24 protein-coding genes are annotated in these 23,978 nt (G+C 70.8%); 19 read left to right on the forward strand and 5 right to left on the reverse strand.

The window, feature by feature from the left end:
* The first annotated feature begins 6 nt into the window (after positions 1-6).
* From hemC to AOP78_RS03820, 18 genes are all read left to right on the forward strand, one after another.
* Positions 7-924: a hydroxymethylbilane synthase gene (gene hemC, locus AOP78_RS03735; RefSeq protein ID WP_062201781.1), complete on the forward strand. Its 918-nt coding sequence runs from the start codon at positions 7-9 to the stop codon at positions 922-924.
* Complete coding sequence (locus AOP78_RS03740) at positions 921-1,721, forward strand: uroporphyrinogen-III synthase (protein ID WP_062201783.1); 801 nt, start codon at positions 921-923, stop codon at positions 1,719-1,721. Before hemC ends, AOP78_RS03740 begins: the two co-directional genes overlap by 4 nt.
* The gene (gene hemB / locus AOP78_RS03745; RefSeq protein ID WP_062201786.1) at positions 1,718-2,698 is read left to right on the forward strand and encodes a porphobilinogen synthase; all 981 of its coding nucleotides are present in this window, start codon (positions 1,718-1,720) and stop codon (positions 2,696-2,698) included. Before AOP78_RS03740 ends, hemB begins: the two co-directional genes overlap by 4 nt.
* Complete coding sequence (gene hemL / locus AOP78_RS03750) at positions 2,695-4,071, forward strand: glutamate-1-semialdehyde 2,1-aminomutase (protein WP_439645012.1); 1,377 nt, start codon at positions 2,695-2,697, stop codon at positions 4,069-4,071. Before hemB ends, hemL begins: the two co-directional genes overlap by 4 nt.
* Before the next feature lie 348 nt (positions 4,072-4,419).
* Positions 4,420-5,820: an MFS transporter gene (locus AOP78_RS03755; protein WP_062201789.1), complete on the forward strand. Its 1,401-nt coding sequence runs from the start codon at positions 4,420-4,422 to the stop codon at positions 5,818-5,820.
* A 1-nt stretch (position 5,821) separates the two neighbouring features.
* Entirely contained in the window at positions 5,822-7,987 is a 2,166-nt protein-coding gene (locus AOP78_RS03760; RefSeq protein WP_062201791.1) for a molybdopterin oxidoreductase family protein, read from the forward strand.
* A complete protein-coding gene (locus tag AOP78_RS03765) occupies positions 7,984-9,459 on the forward strand; it encodes an FAD-dependent oxidoreductase (RefSeq protein ID WP_062201794.1) in 1,476 nt (491 codons plus the stop codon). The genes AOP78_RS03760 and AOP78_RS03765 overlap by 4 nt, the downstream gene beginning before the upstream one ends.
* Position 9,460: 1 nt before the next feature.
* Positions 9,461-12,028: a nitrite reductase large subunit NirB gene (gene nirB, locus AOP78_RS03770; RefSeq protein ID WP_062201795.1), complete on the forward strand. Its 2,568-nt coding sequence runs from the start codon at positions 9,461-9,463 to the stop codon at positions 12,026-12,028.
* Entirely contained in the window at positions 12,025-12,402 is a 378-nt protein-coding gene (nirD, locus tag AOP78_RS03775) for a nitrite reductase small subunit NirD (RefSeq protein WP_062201797.1), read from the forward strand. Before nirB ends, nirD begins: the two co-directional genes overlap by 4 nt.
* A complete protein-coding gene (cobA, locus tag AOP78_RS03780) occupies positions 12,399-13,619 on the forward strand; it encodes a uroporphyrinogen-III C-methyltransferase (RefSeq protein ID WP_062201799.1) in 1,221 nt (406 codons plus the stop codon). The genes nirD and cobA overlap by 4 nt, the downstream gene beginning before the upstream one ends.
* 9 nt (positions 13,620-13,628) lie before the next feature.
* Entirely contained in the window at positions 13,629-14,744 is a 1,116-nt protein-coding gene (locus AOP78_RS03785) for a uroporphyrinogen-III synthase (protein ID WP_062201801.1), read from the forward strand.
* Positions 14,741-15,436 carry a sirohydrochlorin chelatase gene (locus AOP78_RS03790; protein WP_062201804.1) on the forward strand — a complete coding sequence of 232 codons (696 nt, stop codon included), beginning with the start codon at positions 14,741-14,743 and terminating at the stop codon, positions 15,434-15,436. The genes AOP78_RS03785 and AOP78_RS03790 overlap by 4 nt, the downstream gene beginning before the upstream one ends.
* Complete coding sequence (locus tag AOP78_RS03795) at positions 15,429-16,136, forward strand: HesA/MoeB/ThiF family protein (RefSeq protein ID WP_062201806.1); 708 nt, start codon at positions 15,429-15,431, stop codon at positions 16,134-16,136. The genes AOP78_RS03790 and AOP78_RS03795 overlap by 8 nt, the downstream gene beginning before the upstream one ends.
* A complete protein-coding gene (locus AOP78_RS03800) occupies positions 16,129-17,295 on the forward strand; it encodes a molybdopterin molybdotransferase MoeA (RefSeq protein WP_083979884.1) in 1,167 nt (388 codons plus the stop codon). The genes AOP78_RS03795 and AOP78_RS03800 overlap by 8 nt, the downstream gene beginning before the upstream one ends.
* Positions 17,292-17,762, forward strand: a complete 471-nt coding sequence (gene moaC / locus AOP78_RS03805) for a cyclic pyranopterin monophosphate synthase MoaC (protein WP_062201809.1) — start codon at positions 17,292-17,294, stop codon at positions 17,760-17,762. The genes AOP78_RS03800 and moaC overlap by 4 nt, the downstream gene beginning before the upstream one ends.
* The gene (mobA, locus tag AOP78_RS03810) at positions 17,759-18,319 is read left to right on the forward strand and encodes a molybdenum cofactor guanylyltransferase (protein WP_062202558.1); all 561 of its coding nucleotides are present in this window, start codon (positions 17,759-17,761) and stop codon (positions 18,317-18,319) included. Before moaC ends, mobA begins: the two co-directional genes overlap by 4 nt.
* Positions 18,316-18,561, forward strand: a complete 246-nt coding sequence (locus AOP78_RS14965) for a DUF6457 domain-containing protein (RefSeq protein ID WP_062201811.1) — start codon at positions 18,316-18,318, stop codon at positions 18,559-18,561. Before mobA ends, AOP78_RS14965 begins: the two co-directional genes overlap by 4 nt.
* Positions 18,558-18,797, forward strand: coding sequence for a MoaD/ThiS family protein (locus AOP78_RS03820; RefSeq protein ID WP_174442374.1), 240 nt, complete (start codon positions 18,558-18,560; stop codon positions 18,795-18,797). Before AOP78_RS14965 ends, AOP78_RS03820 begins: the two co-directional genes overlap by 4 nt.
* Before the next feature lies 1 nt (position 18,798).
* Here the strand turns inward: AOP78_RS03820 and AOP78_RS15360 are convergent, their stop codons facing one another.
* Positions 18,799-18,957 carry a hypothetical protein gene (locus AOP78_RS15360; RefSeq protein WP_169748444.1) on the reverse strand — a complete coding sequence of 53 codons (159 nt, stop codon included), beginning with the start codon at positions 18,955-18,957 and terminating at the stop codon, positions 18,799-18,801.
* A 64-nt stretch (positions 18,958-19,021) separates the two neighbouring features.
* On the opposite strand from AOP78_RS15360, the gene AOP78_RS03825 reads away from it, so the two are divergent.
* A complete protein-coding gene (locus AOP78_RS03825) occupies positions 19,022-20,365 on the forward strand; it encodes a flavin monoamine oxidase family protein (protein WP_439645013.1) in 1,344 nt (447 codons plus the stop codon).
* Between the two features lie 26 nt (positions 20,366-20,391).
* Here AOP78_RS03825 and AOP78_RS03830 read toward each other — a convergent pair whose 3' ends face one another.
* From AOP78_RS03830 to AOP78_RS03845, 4 genes are all read right to left on the reverse strand, one after another.
* Entirely contained in the window at positions 20,392-21,678 is a 1,287-nt protein-coding gene (locus AOP78_RS03830; RefSeq protein WP_062201813.1) for an APC family permease, read from the reverse strand.
* A gap of 355 nt (positions 21,679-22,033) precedes the next feature.
* The gene (gene moaA / locus AOP78_RS03835) at positions 22,034-23,038 is read right to left on the reverse strand and encodes a GTP 3',8-cyclase MoaA (protein WP_062201815.1); all 1,005 of its coding nucleotides are present in this window, start codon (positions 23,036-23,038) and stop codon (positions 22,034-22,036) included.
* Positions 23,023-23,445, reverse strand: a complete 423-nt coding sequence (locus AOP78_RS03840) for a molybdenum cofactor biosynthesis protein MoaE (protein WP_062201817.1) — start codon at positions 23,443-23,445, stop codon at positions 23,023-23,025. The genes moaA and AOP78_RS03840 overlap by 16 nt, the downstream gene beginning before the upstream one ends.
* Entirely contained in the window at positions 23,442-23,942 is a 501-nt protein-coding gene (locus AOP78_RS03845; protein ID WP_062201819.1) for a MogA/MoaB family molybdenum cofactor biosynthesis protein, read from the reverse strand. The genes AOP78_RS03840 and AOP78_RS03845 overlap by 4 nt, the downstream gene beginning before the upstream one ends.
* Positions 23,943-23,978 lie beyond the last annotated feature (36 nt).

Consider the following 23,978-nt stretch of genomic DNA (forward strand, 5'->3'; position numbering starts at 1 on the left):
GGTGGGATGCATCTGAGACTCGGCACGCGCGGCAGCGCGCTCGCGACGACGCAGTCTCAGCACGTCGCGGACGCGATCGTCGCCGCCGCGGCGGAGCGCGGCATCGAGGCCGAGGTCGAGCTCGACATCGTCACGACCCACGGCGACGTGTCGCGGGCGTCGCTTGTCGGGCTGTCGCAGACCGGGGTCTTCGTCAATGCGCTGCGCGACCACCTTCTCGACGGCGGCTGCGACCTGCTCGTGCACTCCCTCAAGGACATCCCGGTCGAGCCGGCTGAGGGGCTTGACGTCGCGGCGATCCCGCCGCGCGAGGAGCCACGCGACGCGCTGTGCACCATGGGTCCGCTGCTCGCCGAGCTGCCATCGGGAGCGCGCATCGGCACCGGCTCGCCGCGCCGGGCCGCGCAGCTGCGGCGAGCCCGCGCGGACGTCGAGATCGTCGACATCCGTGGCAACGTCGACACGCGGCTCGCGCGGATCGAGGCCGACCTCGATGCGGTCGTGCTCGCGGGCGCGGGGCTGAGCCGGCTCGGCCGGCTCGAGTCGGCCACCGAGCTCATCCCGCTGGATGTCATGGTTCCCGCCCCTGGGCAGGGGGCTCTCGCCGTCGAGATCCGCCACGATGCCGACCCCGTGCTGAGGGAGCTGGTGGCCTCGCTCGACGACGCCTCGACACGCGCCTCGGTCACTGCCGAGCGTGCCGCGCTCGCGGTGCTCGAGGCGGGCTGCTCCGCGCCGGTCGGGGCCTACGCCACGGTCGAGGGCGGCGAGCTGAGCCTCCACCTCAGGGTGACGAACACGGCCGGCACCCTCCAGCTCAACGAGATCGCCCGAGGACCGGCACTGGAGGCCTCGGCCGTGGGCCGCGCAGCCGCGCACGCGCTGCTGGGTCGCGGCGCCGCGCGGCTCATGGGGGCACGATGACGACGCAGTCCTTCACGGGAGTGCGTGTCCTGGTGCCGGTCACCGCCGAGCGTCGCGAGATGGCCGAGCGCCTGCGCGCCGCCGGTGCCGTCGTCGACGAGGCGCGTTTCATCGCGATCGAGGGGCCGGCGGAGCCAGCGGCCCTGGACGATGCGGTGAGGGCGTGGTGCGACGGGGAGTATGCGTGGCTCGCGGTCACGAGCCGCAACGCGGTGCTCGCGATGCGGGCCTCCGCGCGAGCCCAGGGCAGGAGCCTATCGGAGCCGCTGCCACGATCCCGGGTCGCGACGGTGGGGGAGGCGACCAGGTCCGTATGCGCCGAGGTGGGCCTCGAGGTGTCGTTCGTCCCCCAGGGACGTCAATCGGCGGCCGGGATCGCGAAGGAGCTGCCCGCGGGCGAGGGACGTGTGCTGGTGCCGCTCGGCAACCTGGCGGCCCCGACGCTGCCGCGCGGCCTCGCGCGACGCGGCTGGCAGGTGGACGAGGTGGAGGCGTACCGCACGATCGACGGGCCAGGCGCGTCGGAGTCCACCCTTGCGGCGCTGCGAGGCGGCGAGGTCGACGCCGTGCTGCTCACGTCGGGCTCCGTGGCCGAGCGACTCGCCTCGCAATGCGCCGACGTGCCGGTGTCCACCATGATGGTGGCCATCGGGGAGACGACGGCAGCGGCCGCACGCGCGGCGAGCCTGCGCATCGACGCGGTCGCCGGCGAGCCGAGCCATGACGGCATCGCGGACGCGCTCGCGTCCGTGCTCGCCGCGAAGGGAGACCGCACCACCGTGGAGGGAGAGCGATGAGCCTGTCGAGGAGGCCGCGGAGGCTGAGGACCACGCCGGCGATGCGCCGCCTGGTGCGTGAGGTGCGGCCGCAAGCCGCCCAGCTGGTGCTGCCGCTGTTCGTGCACGAGGACCTGTCCGAGGCGCGCGAGATCACGTCGCTGCCAGGGGTGTCCCAGCTGCCGCTGTCGGACGTGCGAGGAGTGGTCGAGGCCGCTGTCGACGCGGGGATCGGCGGCGTCATGCTCTTCGCGATCCCATCGGTGCGCGACGCCGAGGGGTCGGCCGCGTGCGAGGCGGACGGGATCCTCAACCTCGCGATCGCCGAGGCCGTCGCGGCGGCCGGCGACCGCATCGTCGTGATGGCGGACCTGTGCCTCGACGAGTTCACGGACCACGGTCACTGCGGCGTCCTCGACGCCGCGGGCAACGTCCACAACGACGCGACCGTGCTCGTGTACCAGCGGATGGCGCTCGCGCAGGCTCGCGCGGGTGCTCACGTGCTGGGGCTCAGCGGGATGATGGACGGTCAGGTCGCCGCGATCCGTGACGCGCTCGACGAGGACGGCTTCACCGAGGTCTCGCTGCTCGCGTACGCGGCCAAGTACGCCTCCGCGTTCTACGGGCCCTTCCGCGAGGCGGTCGACAGCCAGCTCCAGGGGGACCGTCGCAGCTACCAGATGGATCCCGCGAACCGCCGCGAGGGAGCGCTCGAGGCCGCCCTCGATGAGGCCGAGGGCGCCGACATCGTCATGGTCAAGCCCGCGCTGCCGTACCTCGACGTCGTGGCCGACGTCGCCGCCCAGTCCGCCGTGCCCGTCGCGGCCTACCACGTGTCGGGCGAGTACGCCCAGATCGAGGCGGCTGCCGCGAACGGCTGGATCGACCGTCGCGCCTCGCACCTCGAGGCGCTCACGTCGATGGTCCGCGCCGGCGCGGACATCGTCGTCACCTATGCCGCACTGGACCTCGCGGCCTGGCTGAAGGAGCACGCATGAAGCCCGTCTCGTCGCAGCTGAAGACGAAGATGAACCGCTTGGGGCTGCGCACCCTGCGCGGCGAGAAGGCGTGGGAGGAGCGCGCGGCCGCCATCATGCCCGGCGGCGTCAACAGCCCCGTGCGCGCGTGGAACGGCGTGGGCGGCCACCCGCTGCCCATCTCGTCGGCCAAGGGTGCGATGATCACCGACGCCGCGGGGCGCGAGTTCATCGACCTCGTCGACTCGTGGGGAGCGGGCATCGTCGGTCATGCGCACCCGCAGGTCGTGTCGGCCGTGCGTGCGGCCGCCTCCGACGGGCTGAGCTTCGGCGCGACCACCGAGGCGGAGGTCGAGCTCGCCGAGGAGATCCGCGCGCGCTACGCGCCCGCGCAGAAGGTGCGCCTCGTGTCGACCGGCACCGAGGCGACGATGACGGCGCTGCGCATCGCTCGCGCCGCCACCGGGCGCGACGTGATCGTGAAGTTCGCCGGCTGCTACCACGGCCACTCCGACGCGCTGCTGGTGGCGGCGGGCTCGGGCCTCGCGACCTCGGGTGTCCCCGACTCCGCGGGCGTCACCGCTGCCGTGGCCAAGGACACCATGGTGCTGCCGTACGGTGACGTCGACGCGCTTACCGACGCCTTCGCAGAGCATGGCTCCCGCATCGCGGCCGTGATCGCGGAGGCGATCCCCGCGAACATGGGTGTCATCGCGCCGCCAGAGGGCTTCCACCGCCTGATCGCGCAGCTGTGCCGTAACGAGGGCGCCGTCTTCATCCTCGACGAGGTGCTGTCCGGCTTCCGTGCGGGGCCGGCGGGCGGCTGGGGCCTCGAGCGGGACGCGGACGCCGCCGCCGGCCGCGACCCCTGGACACCGGACCTCGTCACCTTCGGCAAGGTCATCGGCGGCGGCCTGCCCGTCGCGGCGGTCGCGGGTCGCGCGGACCTCATGGACCTGCTCGCGCCGCTCGGCGCGGTGTATCAGGCGGGAACGCTGTCCGGGAACCCGGTCGCGGTGGCCGCGGGCCTCACGACGATGCGCCTGCTCGACGACGACGCCTACGCGCACCTCGCGAAGATCTCGACCCTGCTGCGCCGCGGCGTGAGCGAGCAGCTCGACGCCGCGGGCGTCCCGCACGCCGTGGGCCGCGCGGGCACGCTGTTCTCGATCTTCCTCGGGCTCGACGAGCCGCCCCTGACCTTCGACGAGGTCTCCGAGCAGGACGCCCTGCGGTACTCCGACATGTTCCACTCGCTGCGATCCAGCTCCGTCGCGCTGCCCCCGAGCGCGTACGAGGCCTGGTTCGTGTCGCTCGCGCACACCGAGGCGCACGTCGACCGCGTGATCGACGCCGTCAAGTCCTGGGGAGGGCGTGAGGCCAAGGCCCCGTGACATGGGCGGTGGCTGGCTGATGCTCGTCGGCGGTACGCGGCCGGTGGGCGACTTCTCACCGATGCGAACTCCTCGACGTGAGGTTTCCGTGGCGGTCCAAGCATGTTCGCGGAACCCGAACTGCTACCGCACAAGTGGCTATCGAACCTGGTAGACAATTGAACTAACAGGTTCCCTGCGGGGGCGGTGGCTGTTCTCACAGCGCGCTCCGAGCGGGGGTGAGAACTCTGTCGCGAGAGTTTCACACCCGGGTGCAGTTAGATGAAACGTCACCTACCTAGTGTCGTCATTGTCCGATTCGACCGGTGCTCCACCTCGGAGCCCGACGGGCAGGTCCTGGGAGGGGCAATGACGATCTCTGACAAGGCCGAGGCTCTCGACATTGAGCCCGGAGTCATCGGCAAGGGGCGCTGGATCGAGCGCTGGATGCCCGAGAACGAGCTGTTCTGGGAGTCGCGAGGCAAGAAGATCGCGTTCCGCAACCTCGTGTTCTCGATCGTGGCGGAGCACATCGGATTCTCCGTGTGGCTGCTGTGGTCGATCGTGGTCGTGCGCATGTACGGCACCTTCGACGCGACGACAGGCGAGCTCGTAGCCGCCGGTGCGAACGGCTGGGCGCTGACCGCCAGCCAGGGCTTCACGCTCCTCGCGACGGCCTCCGGCGTCGGCGCGTTCCTGCGGATTCCCTACACGTTCGCTGTCCCGATCTTCGGCGGCCGAAACTGGACCGTCATCTCGGCGCTCCTGCTGCTGGTCCCCACTCTCGGTCTCGCCTGGGTCGTGCAGGACCCGACCACGCCATTCTCCGTGCTCGTGCTCGTCGCTGCGACAGCGGGCTTCGGTGGCGGAAACTTCGCCTCCTCGATGGCGAACATCACCTTCTTCTACCCTGAGAAGGAGAAGGGCTGGGCGCTCGGCCTGAACGCGGCCGGCGGCAACATCGGTGTGGCCGTCGCGCAGAAGCTCGTCCCGCTCGTCATCGGTATCGGCGCTCTGGGCCTCTCGGCCGCGGGACTGGTGTACGTGCCGCTCGCGCTCGCGGCCGCCATTCTCGCGTTCCTGTTCATGGACAACCTGCGCGAGGCGAAGGCGGACCCCAAGCCCACCGCGAAGTCGCTCCAGCACGGCCACACCTGGCTCATGGCCTTCCTGTACATCGGAACCTTCGGATCGTTCATCGGCTACTCGGCCGCGTTCCCCACGCTGCTCACCGTGGTCTTCGAGCGTGCCGACATCGCTCTGGGATGGGGCTTCCTCGGTGCACTGCTGGGCTCGCTGTCCCGGCCGTACGGCGGCAGGCTCGCCGATCGCATCGGAGGTTCCATCGTCACGGTCATCTCGTTCGTCGTGATGGCGGCAGCCGGCTACACCGCGGTGCTCGGCGTGCAGCAGAAGTCGCTCGCGATCTTCTTCGCCAGCTTCATGGTCCTGTTCGTCGCGACCGGCATCGGCAACGGCTCGACCTACCGCATGATCCCGTCGATCTTCTCCCGGCTCCACGCGGCGAAGGGCGAGGACACCGACGAGAGCCGCCTCGATTTCAAGCGTCAGTCTGCCGGGGCCGTCGGCATCATCTCCGCGGTCGGCGCATTCGGCGGCTTCGCGATCCCGTTCGTCTACAAGATCTCCAAGGAGATGTCCGGCACGATCGTCCCCGCTCTCCAGATCTACGTGGTGGTCTTCCTTGCGATGGCCGCGATCACCTGGCTGGCGTACCTGCGCAAGGGCGCCACGATGAGGAACGTCTGACATGACCACCCCTCAGGGTGTGGCGGCGCCGGGAACCGCTCCCGGCGCCGCCGTCGCCACCCACTGCCCGTACTGCGCCCTCCAGTGCGCGCAGACGCTCACGCCCACGCCGGGCGGACGCCTGCCGGTCACTGTCACCGGTCGCGACTTCCCGACCAACCGTGGGGGCATGTGTCAGAAGGGCTGGAGCTCGCCTGAGGTGCTGGCGGCTCCTGACAGGTTGACGACGCCGCTGCTCAGGGACGTCAAGGGTGGCGCTCTCCGTGAGGCCTCGTGGGGAGAGGCGCTCGACCTGATCGTCGGCAGGATCCGCGAGACCCAGGAGCGCCACGGGCGGGACGCGGTCGCGATCTTCGGCGGCGGCGGCCTGACCAACGAGAAGGCGTACGCGCTCGGCAAGTTCGCCCGCGTCGCCCTCCGCACCCCCTACATCGACTACAACGGCCGGTTCTGCATGTCGTCCGCCGCCGCGGCCTCCAACCGCGCGTTCGGCATGGACCGGGGGCTCGGCTTCCCGCTCGAGGACGTGGGCGGCGCCGACGCCGTCCTCATCATGGGCTCCAACGTCGCCGTCACCATGCCGCCGCTCGTGCAGCACCTCGCCGGCGTGCGCTCGCGCGGCGGGCTGATCTACGCCGACCCGCGACGCACCGCCACCGCCAGGCTGACCGACAGCGGCGCGGGCGTGCACCTCCAGATCGTCCCAGGCACGGACATGGCAGTGTTGCTGAGCCTTCTCCACATCCTCATCGACGAGGGCCTGGTGGACGCCGAGTACCTCGCGAAGCGAGTATCGGGATACGAAGCCATCCGGATCTCGGTGAGCGCCTGGTGGCCCGAGCGCGCCGAGCAGGTCACCGGTGTCGGCGCGGAGACCCTGCGCCGCACCGCGCGCCTGCTCGCCGCCGCGAGCCCCGCCCGCGGCGGACGCGGCGCCTACATCCTCACCGGACGTGGCATGGAGCAGATGGCATCCGGCACAGCTGCCGTCACCGCGGCGATCAACCTGGCGCTCGCACTGGGACTCCCGGGCCGCGAGGGCTCTGGGTACGCACCCATCACGGGTCAGGGCAATGGTCAGGGCGGTCGCGAGCACGGGCTCAAGGCAGATCAGCTTCCCGGCTACACCTCGATCGCCGACCCGGTGCGCCGGGCGCACGTCGCCGGCGTGTGGGGCGTCGACCCGGAGTCGCTGCCCGGTCCCGGCGTCCCGGCGGTCGAGCTGCTGCGCCGGCTGGGTGCCCAGAACGGTCCGCGCGCGCTGCTCGTCCACGGCTCCAACATCGCGGTGTCGGCGCCCAACGCCGACGAGGTCAAGGAGGCCCTGATGCGCCTCGACCTGCTTGTCGTCGCCGACCTGGTACCGTCCGAGACCGCGGAGCTCGCCGATGTCGTCCTGCCTGTCACCCAATGGGCGGAGGAGGACGGCACCATGACCAACCTGGAGGGGCGCATCCTGCGCCGCCGCAAGGTCGCCGACGCCCCGGGCGAGGCGCGCTCCGAGCTGTGGATCCTGGCGGAGCTCGCGCGCCGTATGCAGGTCGACGGCTTCAGCGAGGAGCCGTCCGCGGTGTTCGACGAGCTCGCACGCGCGTCCGCTGGCGGCCCCGCGGACTACTCGGGCGTCACCTACGCGCGCCTCGACGCAGGGGAGCAGATCCACTGGCCGTGCCCCGCGTCGGACGACGCCCATCCCGGTACCCCTCGCGTCTTCCTCGAGTCGTTCCCCACGCCCGACGGGCGCGCCCGCATGATCGCCGTCGAGTACGTCGGACCCAGGGACGATGTGCGGGTTGAGGCTCCCGTCTACCTGGTCACCGGTCGCGTGCTCACGCAGTACCAGTCCGGGGCTCAGACCCGTCGCGTGGGAGAGCTCATCGACGCCGATCCGCTGCCCTACGTCGAGATCCACCCCTCGCTCGCCGAGTCGTACCGGATCGAGGACGGCGCGCTCGTTGAGCTCACGACCGCGCGGGGCAGCGTCCAGCTCACCGCCAGGCTCTCCGCCGATACGCGACCCGACACGGTCTTCGTGCCGTTCCACTGGCCGAGCAGCGCCAACGTGCTGACGAACGATGCCACCGATCCCACGTCCGGGATGCCCGAGTTCAAAGTCTGTGCCGTGGCGTTGCGCGCGGTCGTCGTCAAGGAGGAGGTCGGCGCATGAGGAGGATCGTCGTGATCGGCGACGGGATGGTCGGATCCCGCTTCGCTGAGCAGATCGTGGAGGCCGACGAGGGCATCCACGTCACGCTGCTGGGCAAGGAGCCGATCCCCGCGTACAACCGGGTGCTGCTGTCGAGCGTCGTCGCTGGTACCAAGAGTGCCGACCTGCTTCACATCGCGAAGCAACACCCGCGGGTGCTGCGGCTCACGGGTGTGGCTGCAGCGACGATCGACCGCGACCTGATGCGGGTGATCGACAGCAACGGACGATCGCACCCCTACGCCGAGCTCGTGATCGCGACAGGCTCGGTCGCGAGAGTTCCCGCCATCCAGGGCGTCGCCGACTCGGGCGGTCTGATCGACGGAGTCTTCGTCCTCAAGGACATGGCCGATGCGGAGGGCATCGTGGCTTCCGCCGGCCGCGCCCGCCGAGCCGTCGTCCTCGGCGCCGGCGTGCTGGGGCTCGAGGTCGCCACGGGCCTCGCCCGGCGGGGCGTCGTCGTGAAGCTCGTTCACATCGCCGAACGACTCATGGAGCGCCAGCTCGGCTGGGAGGCCTCGGCCGTCGCCGAGTCCGGCTTGCGCAGGCTCGGCATCGACTCGCACACGGGCGCCTCCCTCGCCCGTGTGCAGACCACTCGCGGGCGCGTCACCTCGGTGCGACTCGAGGACGGCTCGGAGATGCTCACCGACATGGTGGTGATGTGCGCCGGCACCATTCCGGAGACCACGCTCGCCAGGAACGCCGGCCTCGTGTGCGAGCGAGGCATCGTCGTCGACGACCAGCTCGCCACGTCCGACCCGCACATCCGTGCGATCGGCGACTGCGCGCAGCCCCCGGGCGGTGCACGTGGACTTGTCGCCCAGGGCTGGCAGCAGGCGACCATGCTCGTCGCGGCGCTCACCGGTGCGCAGGTGCAGGCGGCCGATACCGCCGCCACGGCGGACGTCGTGCGGGTCAAGGCGAGCGGCATGGCGATGGTCGCGATGGGCGTGTGCGGCGACTTCGACCGTGCCGATCCCCGCTACCGCGTGCTCAGCCTCAAGGATCCTGAGGGCGGCCGCTTCGTCGAGGTCGTCGTCTCTGGCGGCCAGCTCGTCGGCGCCACCTGCATCGGCGACGCCGACGTCGCGGCGACCCTCAGCGCCCTCTACACACGTCAGCTCCCGGTGCCGTCGGACCCGGCGCAGCTGATGATCAAGGCTCTCGCGGGTGGCGGCGCCCCCGCCGCCACCCGGGATCCAGCCGACCTGAAGGACGACGAGAAGGTCTGCAACTGCAACACCGTCACCGCCGGGCGCATCCGTGAGGCCGTCGCCGACGGCTGCAGCACGGTGAAGGACGTCGCCTCTCGTACCCGCGCCACCACCGGCTGCGGCGACTGCACCTCGCTCGTCGAGGGCCTCATCTCCTGTCATCGCTCGCCCTCCACCAGCCCCGCGGCCGTCGCCGCAGTCCCCCAAGGAGCCTGACATGTCTCAGCACATCGTCGTCATCGGCGCGGGCATGATCGCCCAGCGCTTCGTCGAGGCCCTCGTCGACCGCGACCAGGACTCGGACTTCCACGTCACCGTGATCGGTGAGGAGCAATACCTGCCGTACGACCGCATCGGCCTGTCCCGCATCTTCGCGGGCGACGACCCGTCGTCGCTCACGCTGGGCGAGCCGATGCTGTGGGCGAACTCGAAGGTGAAGCTGCGTCGCGGCGTGCGGGCCACGCGCATCGACCGCGCGTCGCGCGAGGTTCACCTGGACGACGGCTCGGAGCTGCCGTACGACCAGTTGGTGCTCGCGACGGGAAGCTACGCGTGGATGCCTCCGATCCACGGCTCGACTCTGGAGGGCGTGTTCCTGTACCGCACGGTCGAGGACGTGGCGCGGATCCAGGAGTGGGCGGCGAAGGTCTCGGCCTCGGGTCGCGAACCCCGCGGCATCGCGCTCGGCGGCGGTCTGCTCGGACTTGAAGCCGCAGGCGCGCTCAAGGCCATGGGCATCGGCACGACGGTGGTCCAGGCCTCCGACCGGCTCATGAACGTCCAGGTCGATGAGGGTGGCGGTCACGCGCTGACCCGCCTGATCGAGCGCCTGGGGGTGGAGGTACGGCTCAACGCATTCTCCGACACATTCCTGGGAAACGACGACGGTGAGATCGCCGGACTGCGGTTCACGGACGGCGAGGAGATCCCCGCGGACATCGTGGTGGTGTCGACGGGCGTGCGGCCCCGCGACGAGCTCGCCCGCGACGCGGGGCTGGAGATCGGCGAGCGCGGCGGCGTGGTCGTCGACGACTCGTGCCGCACCTCGGACCCTCACGTCTGGGCGATCGGGGAGGTCGCGAACATCCAGGGAGCCTGCTGGGGCCTGGTCGCTCCAGGCAACACGATGGCGGAGGTCGCCGTCGACTCGCTGCTCGGCGGCGCCTCCCAGTTCCCGGGCGCTGACGTCTCCACCAAGCTCAAGCTGCTCGGCGTGGATGTCGCGAGCTTCGGCGATGCCTTCGCGCGCACGCCCGGCGCTCTCGAGCTCGTGTATTCGGATCCCGTCGCCGGCGTCTACAAGAAGCTCGTCATGACGGACGACGCGCGGACGCTGCTGGGAGGCATCCTCGTCGGTGACGCGACGGCCTACGCGAGCCTGCGCCCCATGGTCGGCGCCGAGTTGCCCGGCGACCCGTCGGTGTGGCTCCTGCCCGAAGGTGGCGGCGGCGAGAAGCCGCAGCTCGAGCTGCCCGACGCGGCTGCGGTCTGCTCGTGCAACAACGTCACCGCGGGAACGATCCGTGGTGCGGTCGCCGACCACGAGTGCCACGACCTCTCCTCCGTGAAGGCGTGCACCAAGGCGGGCACGTCCTGCGGATCGTGCATCCCGCTCGTGAAGAAGGTCATGGGCGAGGAGATGGCAAAGCAGGGCCTCGTCGCCTCGAATGCGCTGTGCGAGCACTTCGCGATGAGTCGCGCCGAGCTGTTCCAGGCGGTCCAGGTGGCCGAGCTCGACTCGTTCAGCGCGATCGTCGAGCGCTTCGGCTCCGGCCGCGGATGCGATATCTGCAAGCCGACGGTCGCGTCGATCCTCGCGAGCCTGTACAACCGCCACGTGCTCGCCGAGGGGCGCGCGGGGCTGCAGGACACCAACGACCGTGTCATGGCGAACATGCAGAAGGACGGCACGTACTCCGTCGTGCCGCGCATCCCCGGCGGCGAGATCACGCCGGAGAAGCTCATCGTGATCGGCCAGGTCGCGAAGGACTTCGACCTCTACACGAAGATCACCGGCGGTCAGCGCATCGACATGTTCGGCGCCCGGCTCGAGCAGCTCCCGGCGATCTGGAGCCGCCTGGTCGAAGCCGGCTTCGAGTCAGGTCACGCCTACGGCAAGTCGCTCCGCACGGTCAAGTCATGCGTGGGCTCCACCTGGTGCCGCTACGGCGTCCAGGACTCCGTGGCCATGGCGATCGCGCTCGAGCTGCGGTACCGCGGGTTGCGGAGCCCTCACAAGCTCAAGCTCGGCGTCTCGGGCTGCGCGCGCGAGTGCGCCGAGGCGCGAGGCAAGGATGTGGGGGTCATCGCGACGGAGAAGGGCTGGAACGTCTATGTGGGTGGCAACGGAGGCTTCACCCCGCGCCACGCCGAGCTGCTCGCGGAGGATCTCGACGATGAGTCGCTGTTCAGGGTGATCGACCGGTACCTGATGTTCTACATTCGCACGGCCGATCGCCTGCAGCGCACGGCGCCCTGGCAGGAGGACTTCGAAGGCGGCCTCGAGCGACTCAAGGAGATCATCCTTGACGACGCGCTCGGCATCTGCGAAGAGTTGGACGAGCACATGTCCCGCCACATCGGCTCCTACGAGGACGAGTGGGCTGCGGTGCTGCGTGACCCAGAGCGACTCAAGCAGTTCGCAAGCTTCGTGAACGCCCCCGAGACCCCCGACCCGTCGCTCGCCTACGTCGAGAGCCGCGGGCAGCGTCGCCCGGCCACCCGCGAGGAGCGGGAGTCCGGCCCCGTCCTCATCGCTCCGACCACCCTGGAGGTCCGCTCATGACCGCGACAGTGGGAACCGGCCGCCTGGTGCGTGTCTGCGCCCTTGACGACCTGACGCCCGAGCTCGGCGCTGCCGCCCTGGTGGCGGGGGAGCAGGTCGCCCTGTTCCGCTTGGCCGACGGGTCGGTCCACGCCGTGCAGAACCTGTGCCCGTTCTCCGGGGCGTACGTCATGAGCCGGGGGATCACGGGCTCGAAGGGCGACGAGCCGACGATCGCAAGCCCGATCTACAAGCAGGTGTTCTCCTTGATCACAGGATCGTGCCTGGTGACCATGGACAAGGAACCGGTGGACAGTGGCGAGGGCGGCTTGGCGGTCTTCCGGGTCGTGGTCGACAATGGCGACGTGATGGTGGAGTCGAAGGAAGCCGAGTGACGGCGCTGTTCGGCCTGGCGCTCTCAGGGCGACAGGTCCTTGTGGTCGGCGCGGGCAAGGTCGCGTCGCGGCGCGTGCGCAGGTTCCTGGCCGAGGGTGCGCTTGTGCGCGTCGTCGCGCCCGAGGCGTCCGACGATGTACTGCGGCATGCGCAGCATGGGGACCTGGAGTACGTGGCGAGGGAGGTCGTCGCGGGTGACCTGGACGACGCCTGGTTCGTGCTCGCCGCGACCGACGAGCCCGCCGTGAACTCGACCGTCGTCGGGTGGGCGGACGAACGTCGGATCTTCAGCACCGACGCGTCCGACGGCTCGCGCGGCTCGGCGCGTCAGGCCGCGTCGTCCCAGCACGGCGACCTCGCGATCGGTGTGGTGTCCACGGAGACTCCCGACCCGGCGCGCATCCGCGCGGTGCGCGACTCGATCGCCGCGCACATCGACGCGGGCGGAGTGGACCTGCGGCGCCAGCGACCCCAGCAGGGCAGGGTGATCCTGGTGGGCTCCGGGCCCGGCGACCCGTCGCTCATCACGGTGCGCGGACGCCAGGCTCTCTCCGAGGCCGACGTGGTGGTCACCGACAGGCTCGGCGCCACCGAGCTTCTCGTCACCGTTCCGTACGACGTCGAGGTGATCAATGTCGGCAAGTCGCCTGACAATCACCCGGTGCCGCAGCATGAGATCAACGACCTCCTCGTGGACCGCGCGAAGCAGGGGAAGGTGGTCGTGCGACTCAAAGGCGGAGACCCGTTCGTCTTCGGACGCGGAGGCGAGGAGGTCCACGCATGTCTCGCGGCGGAGATCCCCGTCGAGGTCGTACCCGGCGTCACATCGGCGCTGTCGGTGCCGGCGCTAGCGGGAATCCCTGTGACGCAGCGGCAGGTGGCGGGAACAGTCGTCGTGACGTCCGGGCATGCGGGTGCCGACGAGACCGCGGTGGCCGCGATGGTCGCAGGCGCGACCCTGGTCGTGCTGATGGGTGTCAGCGCGCTGCCCGACATCGTCGAGGCTGGCATCGAGGCCGGTGCGGACCCCCAGACGCCCGTCGCGATCATCGAGCGAGGGTCGACCCCGCACGAGAGGATCACTCGCTCCGTGCTGGTGGACGCTGTCCGTAGCGCAGGGGAAACCGGGGTGAAACCTCCCGCCATTATCGTGATCGGACAGGTGGCGAATCCCGGGCTCCTCGCCTCGGAGGTGGCGGCCACCCCACGCTCATAGGGGAGGCCCATGTCGACGCCAGGTGAACCGCTCGCCGGTTGCGTGATCGTGATCACCGCGGACCGTCGCAAGAGGGAGCTCGCCTCCGCGCTCGAGCGTCGAGGGGCGACGATCGTCCACGCGCCCGCGCTGTCGACGATCCCGCATCTCGACGACGCTCGGCTGATCGAGGACACGAAGAGGCTCATCGCCTCCCCTCCGGACGTCGTGGTGGCGACCACCGGTATCGGCTTCCGGGGCTGGATCGAGGCGGCCGATGCGGCGGGCCTGGTCGACGAGCTGCTTGGGGCCATGTCGAGCGCTCGGCTGATCGCGCGCGGTCCCAAGGCCCGCGGAGCGATTCAGGCCGCCGGTCTCGAGGCGGATTGGGTTGCTGAGTCCGAGACCTCCGCGGAGCTGCGCGACTACCTGCTCGCGGAGGGAATGGAGGGGCTCCGCGTCGCGGTGCAGCATCACGGCAATGGCGCTGATGGCCTCGATGAGGCGTTCGAGGCTGCCGGCGCGGAGGTGCAGAGCCTGCTCGTGTACGGCTGGGGACCGCCGCTTGACCCGAAGCCCCACGAGGAGTGGGTCGACAATGCCGCGGCCAGCCGCGCGGACGCCGTGGCGTTCACATCGGCGCCCGCCGCGTCGTCGTGGCTCGCGACCGTCGAGGAGCACGGCGTGATGGACGCGATGCGTGCACGGTCCGCGAGCGGACAGCTGATGCTCGCCGCCGTCGGGCCCGTGACGGCGGCGCCGCTGATCGAGGCGGGGATGCAGGTCGCGTTCCCCAGCCGTTGGCGGCTGGGCGCCCTGGTGCGCGAGCTCGTGAAGCACTACTCGGAGGCGGTGGCGGGGGTGTCGACGCCCGAGGGGATGCTCGTGATGAGGGCGACGTCCGCTGTGCTCGACGGCGAGGTCCTCCCGTTGACCCCGACGGGCTTGGAGATGCTGCGGGCGCTCGCCCGCGCGGGCGGCAGCGTCGTCACGCGCGACCAGCTCGCCGACATGCTGCCCGGAGCACAGGGCTCGAGTCACGCCGTCGACGCGGCGATCAATCGGCTGCGCGAGAATTCTGGATCGAAGGACTTGGTGAGAACAGTGGTGAAGCGTGGGTACGCGTTGGCGGTGAGCGTCGCATGAGCGCGCCGATCCTCATCGGCTGCGCTCACGGCACTCGCTCGGAGGCGGGACAGGCGACGATTCGCGCCCTGCTGGACGACGTGCGAGGCGCGTTGCCTGATGTGGACGTGCGGGAGGCGTACGTGGATGTCCACGGTCCCACGCTCGACGATGTCGTCGCAGGCATCGAGCCCCGCGGAGATGGCATCTCCGCGGTGGTCGTCCCGCTGCTGCTCGCGGGTGGTTATCACGTGTATCACGACATCGCTCAGGCGGTGAAGGGAAGGGGCGATGTGATCGCGGCGCCTCCGTTGGGGCCCGATGCCAGGCTCGTGCGCGTCGTCCTGGAGAGGCTCGAGGCCGTCGGCGCCTCGAAGGCGGCCACCGTGGTGCTCGCCCCTGCGGGGTCCTCCGACCCTCGATCGACGGCCGACACCGAGAGGACGGCTGACATGCTTCGCGCCGCCTGGGGAGGCCCTGTCCGCATCGGCTACGCCGCAGGCATGCATCCGAGCGTGCCGGATGCCGTCGCCGATGCGAAGGCGTTCGGCGAGGAGGAAGGCGTGGTCGTCGCCTCCTTCCTGCTCGCTCCCGGCGTCTTCCAGGAGCGGCTCGGTGAGTCCGGCGCGGACAGCGTGACGGATCCCCTGTCCCCGCATCGCCACCTCGTCGAGATCGTCGCCGAGAGGTACCGTCGGGCGTGTGATGGCTGATCCCTTCCTGCGCCAGCGGGTGCTGCGAGGCTTCGGCGATGCGGGCCAGGAGGCGCTTGCGGGCGCGCGCGTCGCCATCGTCGGTGTGGGTGGCCTTGGGTGCCCGGCCGCGCAGTACCTCGCCGCAGCCGGCGTCGGCTCCCTTACGCTCGTCGACTCCGACCGGGTCGCCGCCTCCAATCTCCACCGTCAGATCCTGTTCGGGCCGGATGATGTGGGTCGGCTCAAGGTCGACGCAGCCGTTGACGCGCTCAACAGGATCGCGCCGTGGTGCGCGGTGACGGAGGTGCCCGAGCGCCTCGCCGAGAGTTCCGCGGGTCTGCTCGCAGGCGTGGACATCGTGGTCGACGGCACGGATACGTGGGCGAGCCGACGTGCGGTCGCCTCCCTCGCGCGATCACGCGGTGTCCCTGTCGTGTGGGGTGCGGTTCAGGGTTGGTATGGGCAGGTGGCTGTGTTCGGCGGTGCTGTCGATCTCGCCGATGTCTACCCGCAGGAGGACGTCGGCGACCTGGACAGGTGCGACGGCCAGGGCGTCGTCGGAGTCGTCTGCGGTCAGGTCGGCACCTCGATGGCGCAGCGCGCGATGGCTCTCATCCTCGGCAACGACGCGGGCGAGGGGCGGCTCGATCAGCTCGACGGACGTACTGGTCGCTGGCGAGAGGTACGGGTCGGTGCCCGCACGCGGACCCATGCGTAGCGTTGCGGAGCATCGCGAGGACCTCCTCGCGCTCGTGAGTCCGATCGGTTCCGAGTCCGTCCTGCTCTCCGATGCGCTCGGACGGGTGCTGGCGGATGACGTGCTTGCGGCCGCCGACGCGCCGCCCTTCGACAACTCGGCGATGGACGGCTACGCCATCCGTGTGTCCGCCGGCGGCGTCGGCTCTTGGCGGGTCAGCCAGGACATCCCGGCGGGACGCATGCCGTCGGCGCTTGAGCCTGGAACGGTCGCCAGGATCATGACGGGTGCGCCGATGCCTGAGGGTGCCGATGCGGTGGTGCCCGTCGAGGATTCCGACGGGGGCATCGGCCAGGTCGAGCTGCGGACCTGGCCTGTCGTCGGACGGCATGTGCGGCCCGCCGGCGCGGACATGATCGCCGGTGCCGTGGTGGTGGGCGCCCCGCGGCTCCTGCGCGCGGCGGATCTCGCCGCGGCGGCGGCGGCGGGACAGCCACGTGTCACGGTGGCGCGTCGACCGCGCGTCTCCATCGTCGTCACCGGCGACGAGCTCGCCCCGCCGGGAGCGACGCTCACGGGCGCGGAGATCTACGACGCGAACTCGACGGTCCTGAGTGCTGCCGTGCGCGAGTGGGGCGGGGAGGTCGTCTCGGCGCAGAGGGTAGGCGACGGGCCGGCTGAGCTGCTCAGATCCCTCGAGGGCATCGAGGCGGATCTGATCGTGACCGCGGGCGGGGTGTCGGCGGGGGCCTATGACGTCGTCAAGGAGTCGCTCGCCTCTCGCGGAGTGACGTTCGGTCCGGTCGCCATGCAGCCGGGAAAGCCCCAAGGGTGGGGTGCACTCCATGGCGTCCCCATCGTCTGCGCCCCGGGGAACCCCGTGTCGGTGGCTGTCACGTTCCGGCTGTTCGTCGTGCCGATGCTGTGCGCGATGCTGGGAGTGCCGACGCCGCCGTTGCGTCGGCTGCCGGTGGTGGAGGGCTGGCGAAGCCCGCAGGGGAGGACTCAGGTGATGCCCGTGCGCATCCTTGACGATGCGGTCCTCCCCGCCACTGCCGGAGGGTCGGGGTCCAACCTTGTCGGATCTCTCGCGGCGGCCGACGCGTATGCTCTCGTGCCAGCCGAAGTCGAGATGGTGATGCCTGGCACTACCGTGGACGTCATGGGACTCGTGCCATGACCGGATTCACCCACCTCGACAGTGCGGGCCATGCCCGTATGGTCGACGTCACCCACAAGCAGCCGACCGAGCGTCGCGCGTCCGCGGAGGCATACGTGGCGGTCTCGCCGCAGGTGGTTGACGCGTTGCGCTCGGGCGACGTGCCGAAGGGCGATGTGCTCGCCGTCGCGCGCGTGGCTGGCATCGCCGCCGCGAAGCGCGTGCCCGATCTCCTGCCGCTCGCGCACGTCATCGGTATCCACGGCTGCACCGTCGATCTCGAGATCCACGACGACGGCGTGGCCATCGCGACGACGGTCGCCACCGCTGACCGCACCGGAGTGGAGATGGAGGCGCTGACCGCGGCGACGGTCGCGGCGCTGGCCGTGGTGGACATGGTCAAGGGCATGGACCGAGGTGCAGAGATCGTGCACGTGCGAGTGACGAGGAAGTCCGGCGGACGGTCGGGCACGTGGGAGCGCGCATGACCCATGCCGCGATCATCCTCGCAGGCGGACGCGCCCGTCGGCTCGGCGGAGCGTCCAAGCCTGACCTTGAGGTCGGCGGAAGGACCCTGCTCGAGCGTTCCCTCGACGCCGCGGCGGGAGCCTCGACCGTGGTGGTCGTGGGACCAGTGGCGCCGCGCGACGGAGTGATCGTCACCCGCGAGGACCCGCCCGGGGGTGGGCCGGTGGCTGGCCTCGCCGCTGGGCTCGCATCGCTCGGGGAGCTCGATGGGGACGTCCTCGTGCTTGCGTGCGACATGCCGCAGGTCGGCGAGGCGGTGCCCGCGCTCCTGGCGGCCGCTTCCTCTGCGAGAGATGGGGCCTGGCTCGTCGACAAAGACGGCCGCGAGCAGCCGCTCGCCGCCGTCTACCGCGCGGATTCGCTGCGCGCCGCGCTCGCGGGTCTCAAACCCGACGGCGCGTCCATGCGGCAGCTCATCACCGACCTGTCGATGGCTGACGTGTCGGACGAGCGTGCCGCGAGCCGGGATATCGATACATGGGACGACTTGGACCATCACCGCAAGGAGCAGTCATGACGGACCCCGCGACGCTGGACGACTGGACCTCGGAGGTCGAGGACGCGCTCGGACTCGCACCTGGCACTGTCGACTCCACTGCGGTCCTGGATCTTGTTCGCGACGTTGCGCACGGTGTGATGCGGCCCGCGGGGCCCATCGCCGCGTACCTGGTCGGCTATGCGGCCGGCGCCTCGGGCGCTGATCCGGGCGCTTCGGCGGATGCTGTCCGCGCCCTCATCGCGAGTCGAGGAAGCGCGTGAGTGTCATCGTGCGACTGTTCGCTGCGGCCGCCGAGGCCGCGGGCACGGACGAGACCGTGGCGGAGGCCGCCACTGCGGACGCGCTGCGCGAGGAGCTTGCGCGCGCGCACGGGTCCGGTCTCGGGTCGATCCTGCCCCGCTGCTCGCTGCTGAGCGATGGCGAGTATCTGGAGGGATCCGCAAGCCTGCCGGACGGCGCCACCGTCGATGTGCTGCCGCCGTTCGCGGGGGGATGAGTCAGCCGTGCTCGTCGTCGACCAGCGGTGCCAGGCTGGCGACGCGCCTGCGGGCATCGAGGATGCCGTCCCGCACCGCCATCCGGATGATCCGGTAGAGCACGTACAGGATGATCCCGATGACCAGCACGTAGGCTGCGATCCCCTCAAGAAAGGCCATGCGGGGAATGCTGGCATCGGCGGCACCTGGTGTCAATGAGTCGAGTCTCGATGAAGGAGTCGTGGTGACGAGCGAGGAGATGCGGCGGCAGCGGTACGACACCGTGGTCGTCGGCGCGGGGGTCGCGGGCCTCACGGCCGCGAGGCTGCTGTCGCGCGCGGGGCGCGACGTGATCGTGCTCGAGGCGCGCGACCGGGTCGGCGGCCGGCTATGGACCTTGCGCGAAGGTGGCGTGGTCACGGACCTGGGCGGCTCGTGGATCCACGGGATCGACGGCAGCCCCGTGGCCGCCGCGGCCGAGGCTTTCGGCATGCGGACCCACGAGTTCACGGTGGGCGGCTACCAGGTCGACAGCCGCCCGATCGCGTACTACGGGCCGGACGGTACGCGGCTGTCCGATGCTGCGGCCGCGCGGTTCGCCGCGGACGTGCACGCCGTCGACGAGGCGCTCGTGAGCGTGATCGCCGAGTCGGCGCCCGACGCGTCGTACCGGGACGTGACCGACGCCGCGATCGCTCTGCAGGGGTGGGACGACGAGCGGGCCGAGCGCGTACGCGAGCACCTCGAGCATCGCAGCGAGGAGCAGTACGGCGCCTGGATCGACGATCTCGCCGCCCACGGGCTCGACGACGACCAGATCGAGGGGGACGAGGTCGTGTTCCCCGACGGCTACGACGTCCTGCCTGCACGGCTCGCGGAAGGGCTCGACGTGCGGCTGGGCGAGGTGGTCTCGCGGGTCTCCTGGGGGCCTGACGGCGTGCGGGTGTCCTCGACAGGCGGCGTCGTCGAGGCGGACGATGCGGTGCTGACCGTCCCGGTGGGAGTGCTTCAGTCAGGCGACCTCTTGGTCGAGCCGCCGCTGCCTCCTGCGGTCGCTGAGCCGCTGGCGCGGCTCCGAGCGAACGACTTCGAGAAGGTCTTCCTTCGGTTCGAGCGACGGTTCTGGGAGGACGACGTCTACGCGATGCGGCAGCTCGGTCCCGAGGGTGCCTGGTGGCACTCCTGGTACGACCTCACGGGGCTCGACGGCGTGCCCACGCTCCTCACGTTCGCCGCGGGACCCGCCGCGCGTGCGACCGCCGACTGGACCGACGAGGAGGTGGCCGAGTCGGTGATGGCCCAGCTGCATCGTCTGTACGGCGACTCCGTTCCCGCGCCGATCCGAGTCGACAGGACCGCGTGGCGCGCCGACCCGTTCGCGCGTGGCGCCTACGCCTACATGGAACGAGGCTCGGTGACCGCCGACCATGACGCGCTCGCGACGCCCATCGGGGGAGTGCTTCACCTGGCAGGCGAGGCGACCTGGACCGATGACCCTGGGACCGTCGCGGGAGCGATGCTGTCGGGGCATCGTGCGGCCTGCCGGATCGCTCGGCGAGACCTGGCGATCGAGGGGCTCTGGGCGTAGGCGAGCGTCGGCGGTTCGTCGTCTCCTCAGCCCGCGCTCGGCTCGCGGCGGTGAGTGAGGCGGAACGTCCCCTCGATAGCCACCGCGAGGCCGACGAGCCCCGCGACCACCCACACGTTGCCAGGCGCATGGCGCAGCGTCTGCCAGATCAGCGCCGCGAGCGCCAGGACGCACGCGGCCGCGGCGACCCATGAGATCCATGCGCGGGAGCCGACCTCACGGTGGCGCACCGCGCTCGCGCAGTTGACCGCGGTGAACACGAGAAGGAAGCCTGCGGAGCCGATGGTGGCGATCGAGGTCAGGTTGAGCGTGTTCGCGACCACGAGCGTGACGGCGGCGGTGATCAGCAGGCCCTCGATCGGGCGGCCCCAGACCTTGCGGCCCAGCGCTGCCGGGAGCTCGCCGTCGCGCACGATCGAGTAGCTGAGCCGCGCGGAGCCGTACAGGGTGGCGTTGATCGCGGACGCGGTCGAGAGCATCGCGGCGACCGCGATGAGCGTGAACCCGAAGTGGCCGAACGTCGGACGAGCCGCCTCGGCGAGTGCGAAGTCCTTGGCATCGACGATCGCCGAGACGCTGAGGCTGCCGACCGTGACGGCGGCGACCGCGACGTACAGGGCGATCACGAACCCGACGGCGACGAAGAAGGCGCGAGGCAGCGTCCGATGAGGGTCGTCGACGTCCTCGGCCGTGTAGGCGATCAGCTCGAACCCCTCGTACGCGAGGAAGATGATCATGCCGCCGGCAGCGATCTGGGCGAGCGGGGCCCACTCGGACGGGGCGAGGTTGCCGGGCTGGACCCCGAAAGCGCCGACGCCGACGAAGATCAGCAGGATGACGATCTTGAGCCCGACGATCCACTCCTCGGCGCGCCCGATGACCTCGGCGCTCAGCACATTCAGCCCCGCGATGACGACGATGGCGGTGGAGATGAGCACGTGCTTGCCGGTCGCCTGCCACGCGTCGGGGAGGAACGTCGCGCCATAGCTGCCGAAGGCGTACGCGTACAGCGACAGCATCACGACGTAGCTGAGCCACAGCAGCACGTTGAGGCTGCCGGTGGCGAGGTTCGCCCCGAATGCACGGTCGAGGAACGTGACCGTCCCGCCCCGCCCGGGGTAGGCGAGCGACAGCCTCGCGTACGAGTAGGCGGTGAGCAGCGCCACGCAGCCCGCGATCGCGAAGGCGAGCGGGGTGCCGCCGTGCGCGAGCTGCACCGCGAGGCCGAGGACGGCGAAGATGCCGCCGCCGACCATCCCGCCGACGCCGATGGAGACGACCTCCCACAGGCTGAGCTTCTTCTTGCTGCCCACCCGCTCATCGTGGCACGCTGCGCCCGCCGTCGTTCCGTGACGCGTCGACCCTCTCCACGGACAATCTCTGACACACGGCGGCGCTGGCGCACGGCGTGTCTCCCGCGACACGCCGAGTCGGCGCGTCGATCTGTGTCAGAGAGCGTCCGCGCGAGTCCGCGGCGGGGTGGGTGCTGCGCGACGCCCCCCTTCCGCGCGGATGCGGGGCGGCCGATCGTCGCGCGGGTGAGATGCCTCGAGATCGACCAGGCCCGCGAAGTGAGCGATCGCATGCCTCATCCTGCGGCGGGTCGCCTTCCCGATGTACCTGGTGGTGCGCGACCGGTGAGCCGTCGAGCGGCGATCAGCAGGAGCGTCAGCCGCCGATCGCGCTCATCGGGCGGCTCGGCTGAAGGAATCCAGGGTCGTCGATGTCGTGGCCGGCTTTCTTGCCGAGCAGGCACCGGCGGATCGCGGCGTCGATCTCTGCGTCGGAGGCGCCCGAGCGCAGCACCGAGAGCACGTCCGTCTCCGTGCGCGCGAACAGACAGGCTCGAAGCTGGCCGTCGGCGGTGAGGCGGATGCGATCGCACGCGCCGCAGAACGGCCTGGTCACCGACGCGATCACCCCGATCGTGGTCGGCCCGCCATCCAGCAGCCACGTCTGCGCCGGGTCGGCGCCACGGCCGGGCATCTCGGTGAGCTCCCATCGCGAGGTGAGCGCGGCGAGGATCTCCTCGGCCTCGACCATCGTGCCGCGGTCCCACGTGTGGCCCGCATCGAGAGGCATCTGCTCGATGAACCTCAGGTGCAGGCCGCGCTCGGCCGCGAACTCCGCGAGGTCCACGATCTCGTCATCGTTCCTGCCGCGCATGACGACGGTGTTGATCTTCACGGGCGCGAGCCTCGCCCCGACCGCCGCGTCGATGCCCGCGAGCGTGTCGTCCAGGCGGTCTCTCCGGGTGAGCGCGACGAACCGATCCTGGCGCAGGGTGTCGAGCGAGATGTTGACGCGGGTCAGGCCGGCTTCGACGAGCGGCTGCGCGAGGCGGGGGAGTGCCAGGGCGTTCGTCGTCAGGGAGATCTCGGGTGGCCCGTCGGGGCCGATGAGGGTCGACAGTCGCGAGACGACGTCCACGACGTCCGGGCGCAGCAACGGCTCACCGCCGGTGAGCCTCAGGGTGCTCACCCCTGCTTCGACCGCGACGCGTGCGACGCGCACGATCTCCTCGGTCGTGAGCAGGCTGTCCTTCTGGAGCCACGGCACGCCCTCGGCCGGCATGCAGTAGGTGCAGCGCAGCGAGCATCGGTCGGTGAGCGAGATGCGGAGGTCGCGATGAACCCTGCCGAAGGTGTCGGTGAGCGTCACAGGCCCACCCATGTGTGCGACCCGTCGGCGAGCACCTCGCGCTTCCACACGGGGAGCTCGGCCTTGACCCGCTCGACGAGCTCGCGGCAGGCATCGAACGCCGCAGCGCGATGCGCGGACCCGGCGGCCGCGACGATCGCGGCGTCTCCCACGGCGAGCAGCCCGACGCGGTGGGTCACGGCGAGCGCGACGTCAGGGTGAGCGGCGGCGACGGATTCGGCGATGCGGGCGAGGAAGGCCTCGGCGTCGGGATGAGCGCTGTACTCGAGGTGCGTCACCTCACCGACCACGGACGGGTCGTGGTCCCGGACCACGCCCACGAACGTGGCGACCGCGCCGTGCGACGCCGCCGAGACCGCGGCGATGTGCACCGCGACGTCGACGGGCTCTGCGGAGACTCCGCGCATGACAACGCTCATGCGTGACCGCCCCGCGGCGCGTGGTCGGCGCCCTTCAGCTGCCCGAGCGCGTGAGGCAGCAACCGCACGAGCAGGTCGGCCCCGGTGCGCGCGGCCTTCGCCGAGCCTGGGAGGTTGATGATCAGCACGTGGTCGGCGGTGAGGCCCGCGAGTCCTCGCGACAGGGCCGCGGCGGGCACTCCCGCGTCGGCCGCGCGGATTGCTTCGGGGATTCCCGGCAGGAGCGTCTCGAGGAGCGGTGCCGTGGCCTCCGGTGTGAGATCGCGCGGGGAGATCCCTGTCCCGCCCGTCGTCACGACGGCATCCGAGGACGTCACCGCCTCAAGCAGCGCCTGACGCACAGTGACGACACCATCGGGCACGAGTGCGCGCACGACGACTGCGCCGAGCGCGGCGAAGGCCTCGGCGAGTACCGGACCGGACAGGTCCTCAGCCTCTCCCGCCGAGCAACGGTCGGACACGGTGATCACGGTGATCCGTGAGCCATCCAGGGACATGTCCGCCAGTGTAGGCACGCGACGTTGCGCCGACGT

It is taken from the genome of Demequina salsinemoris, from assembly GCF_000974805.1.
Taxonomy (GTDB): Bacteria; Actinomycetota; Actinomycetes; order Actinomycetales; family Demequinaceae; genus Demequina; species Demequina salsinemoris.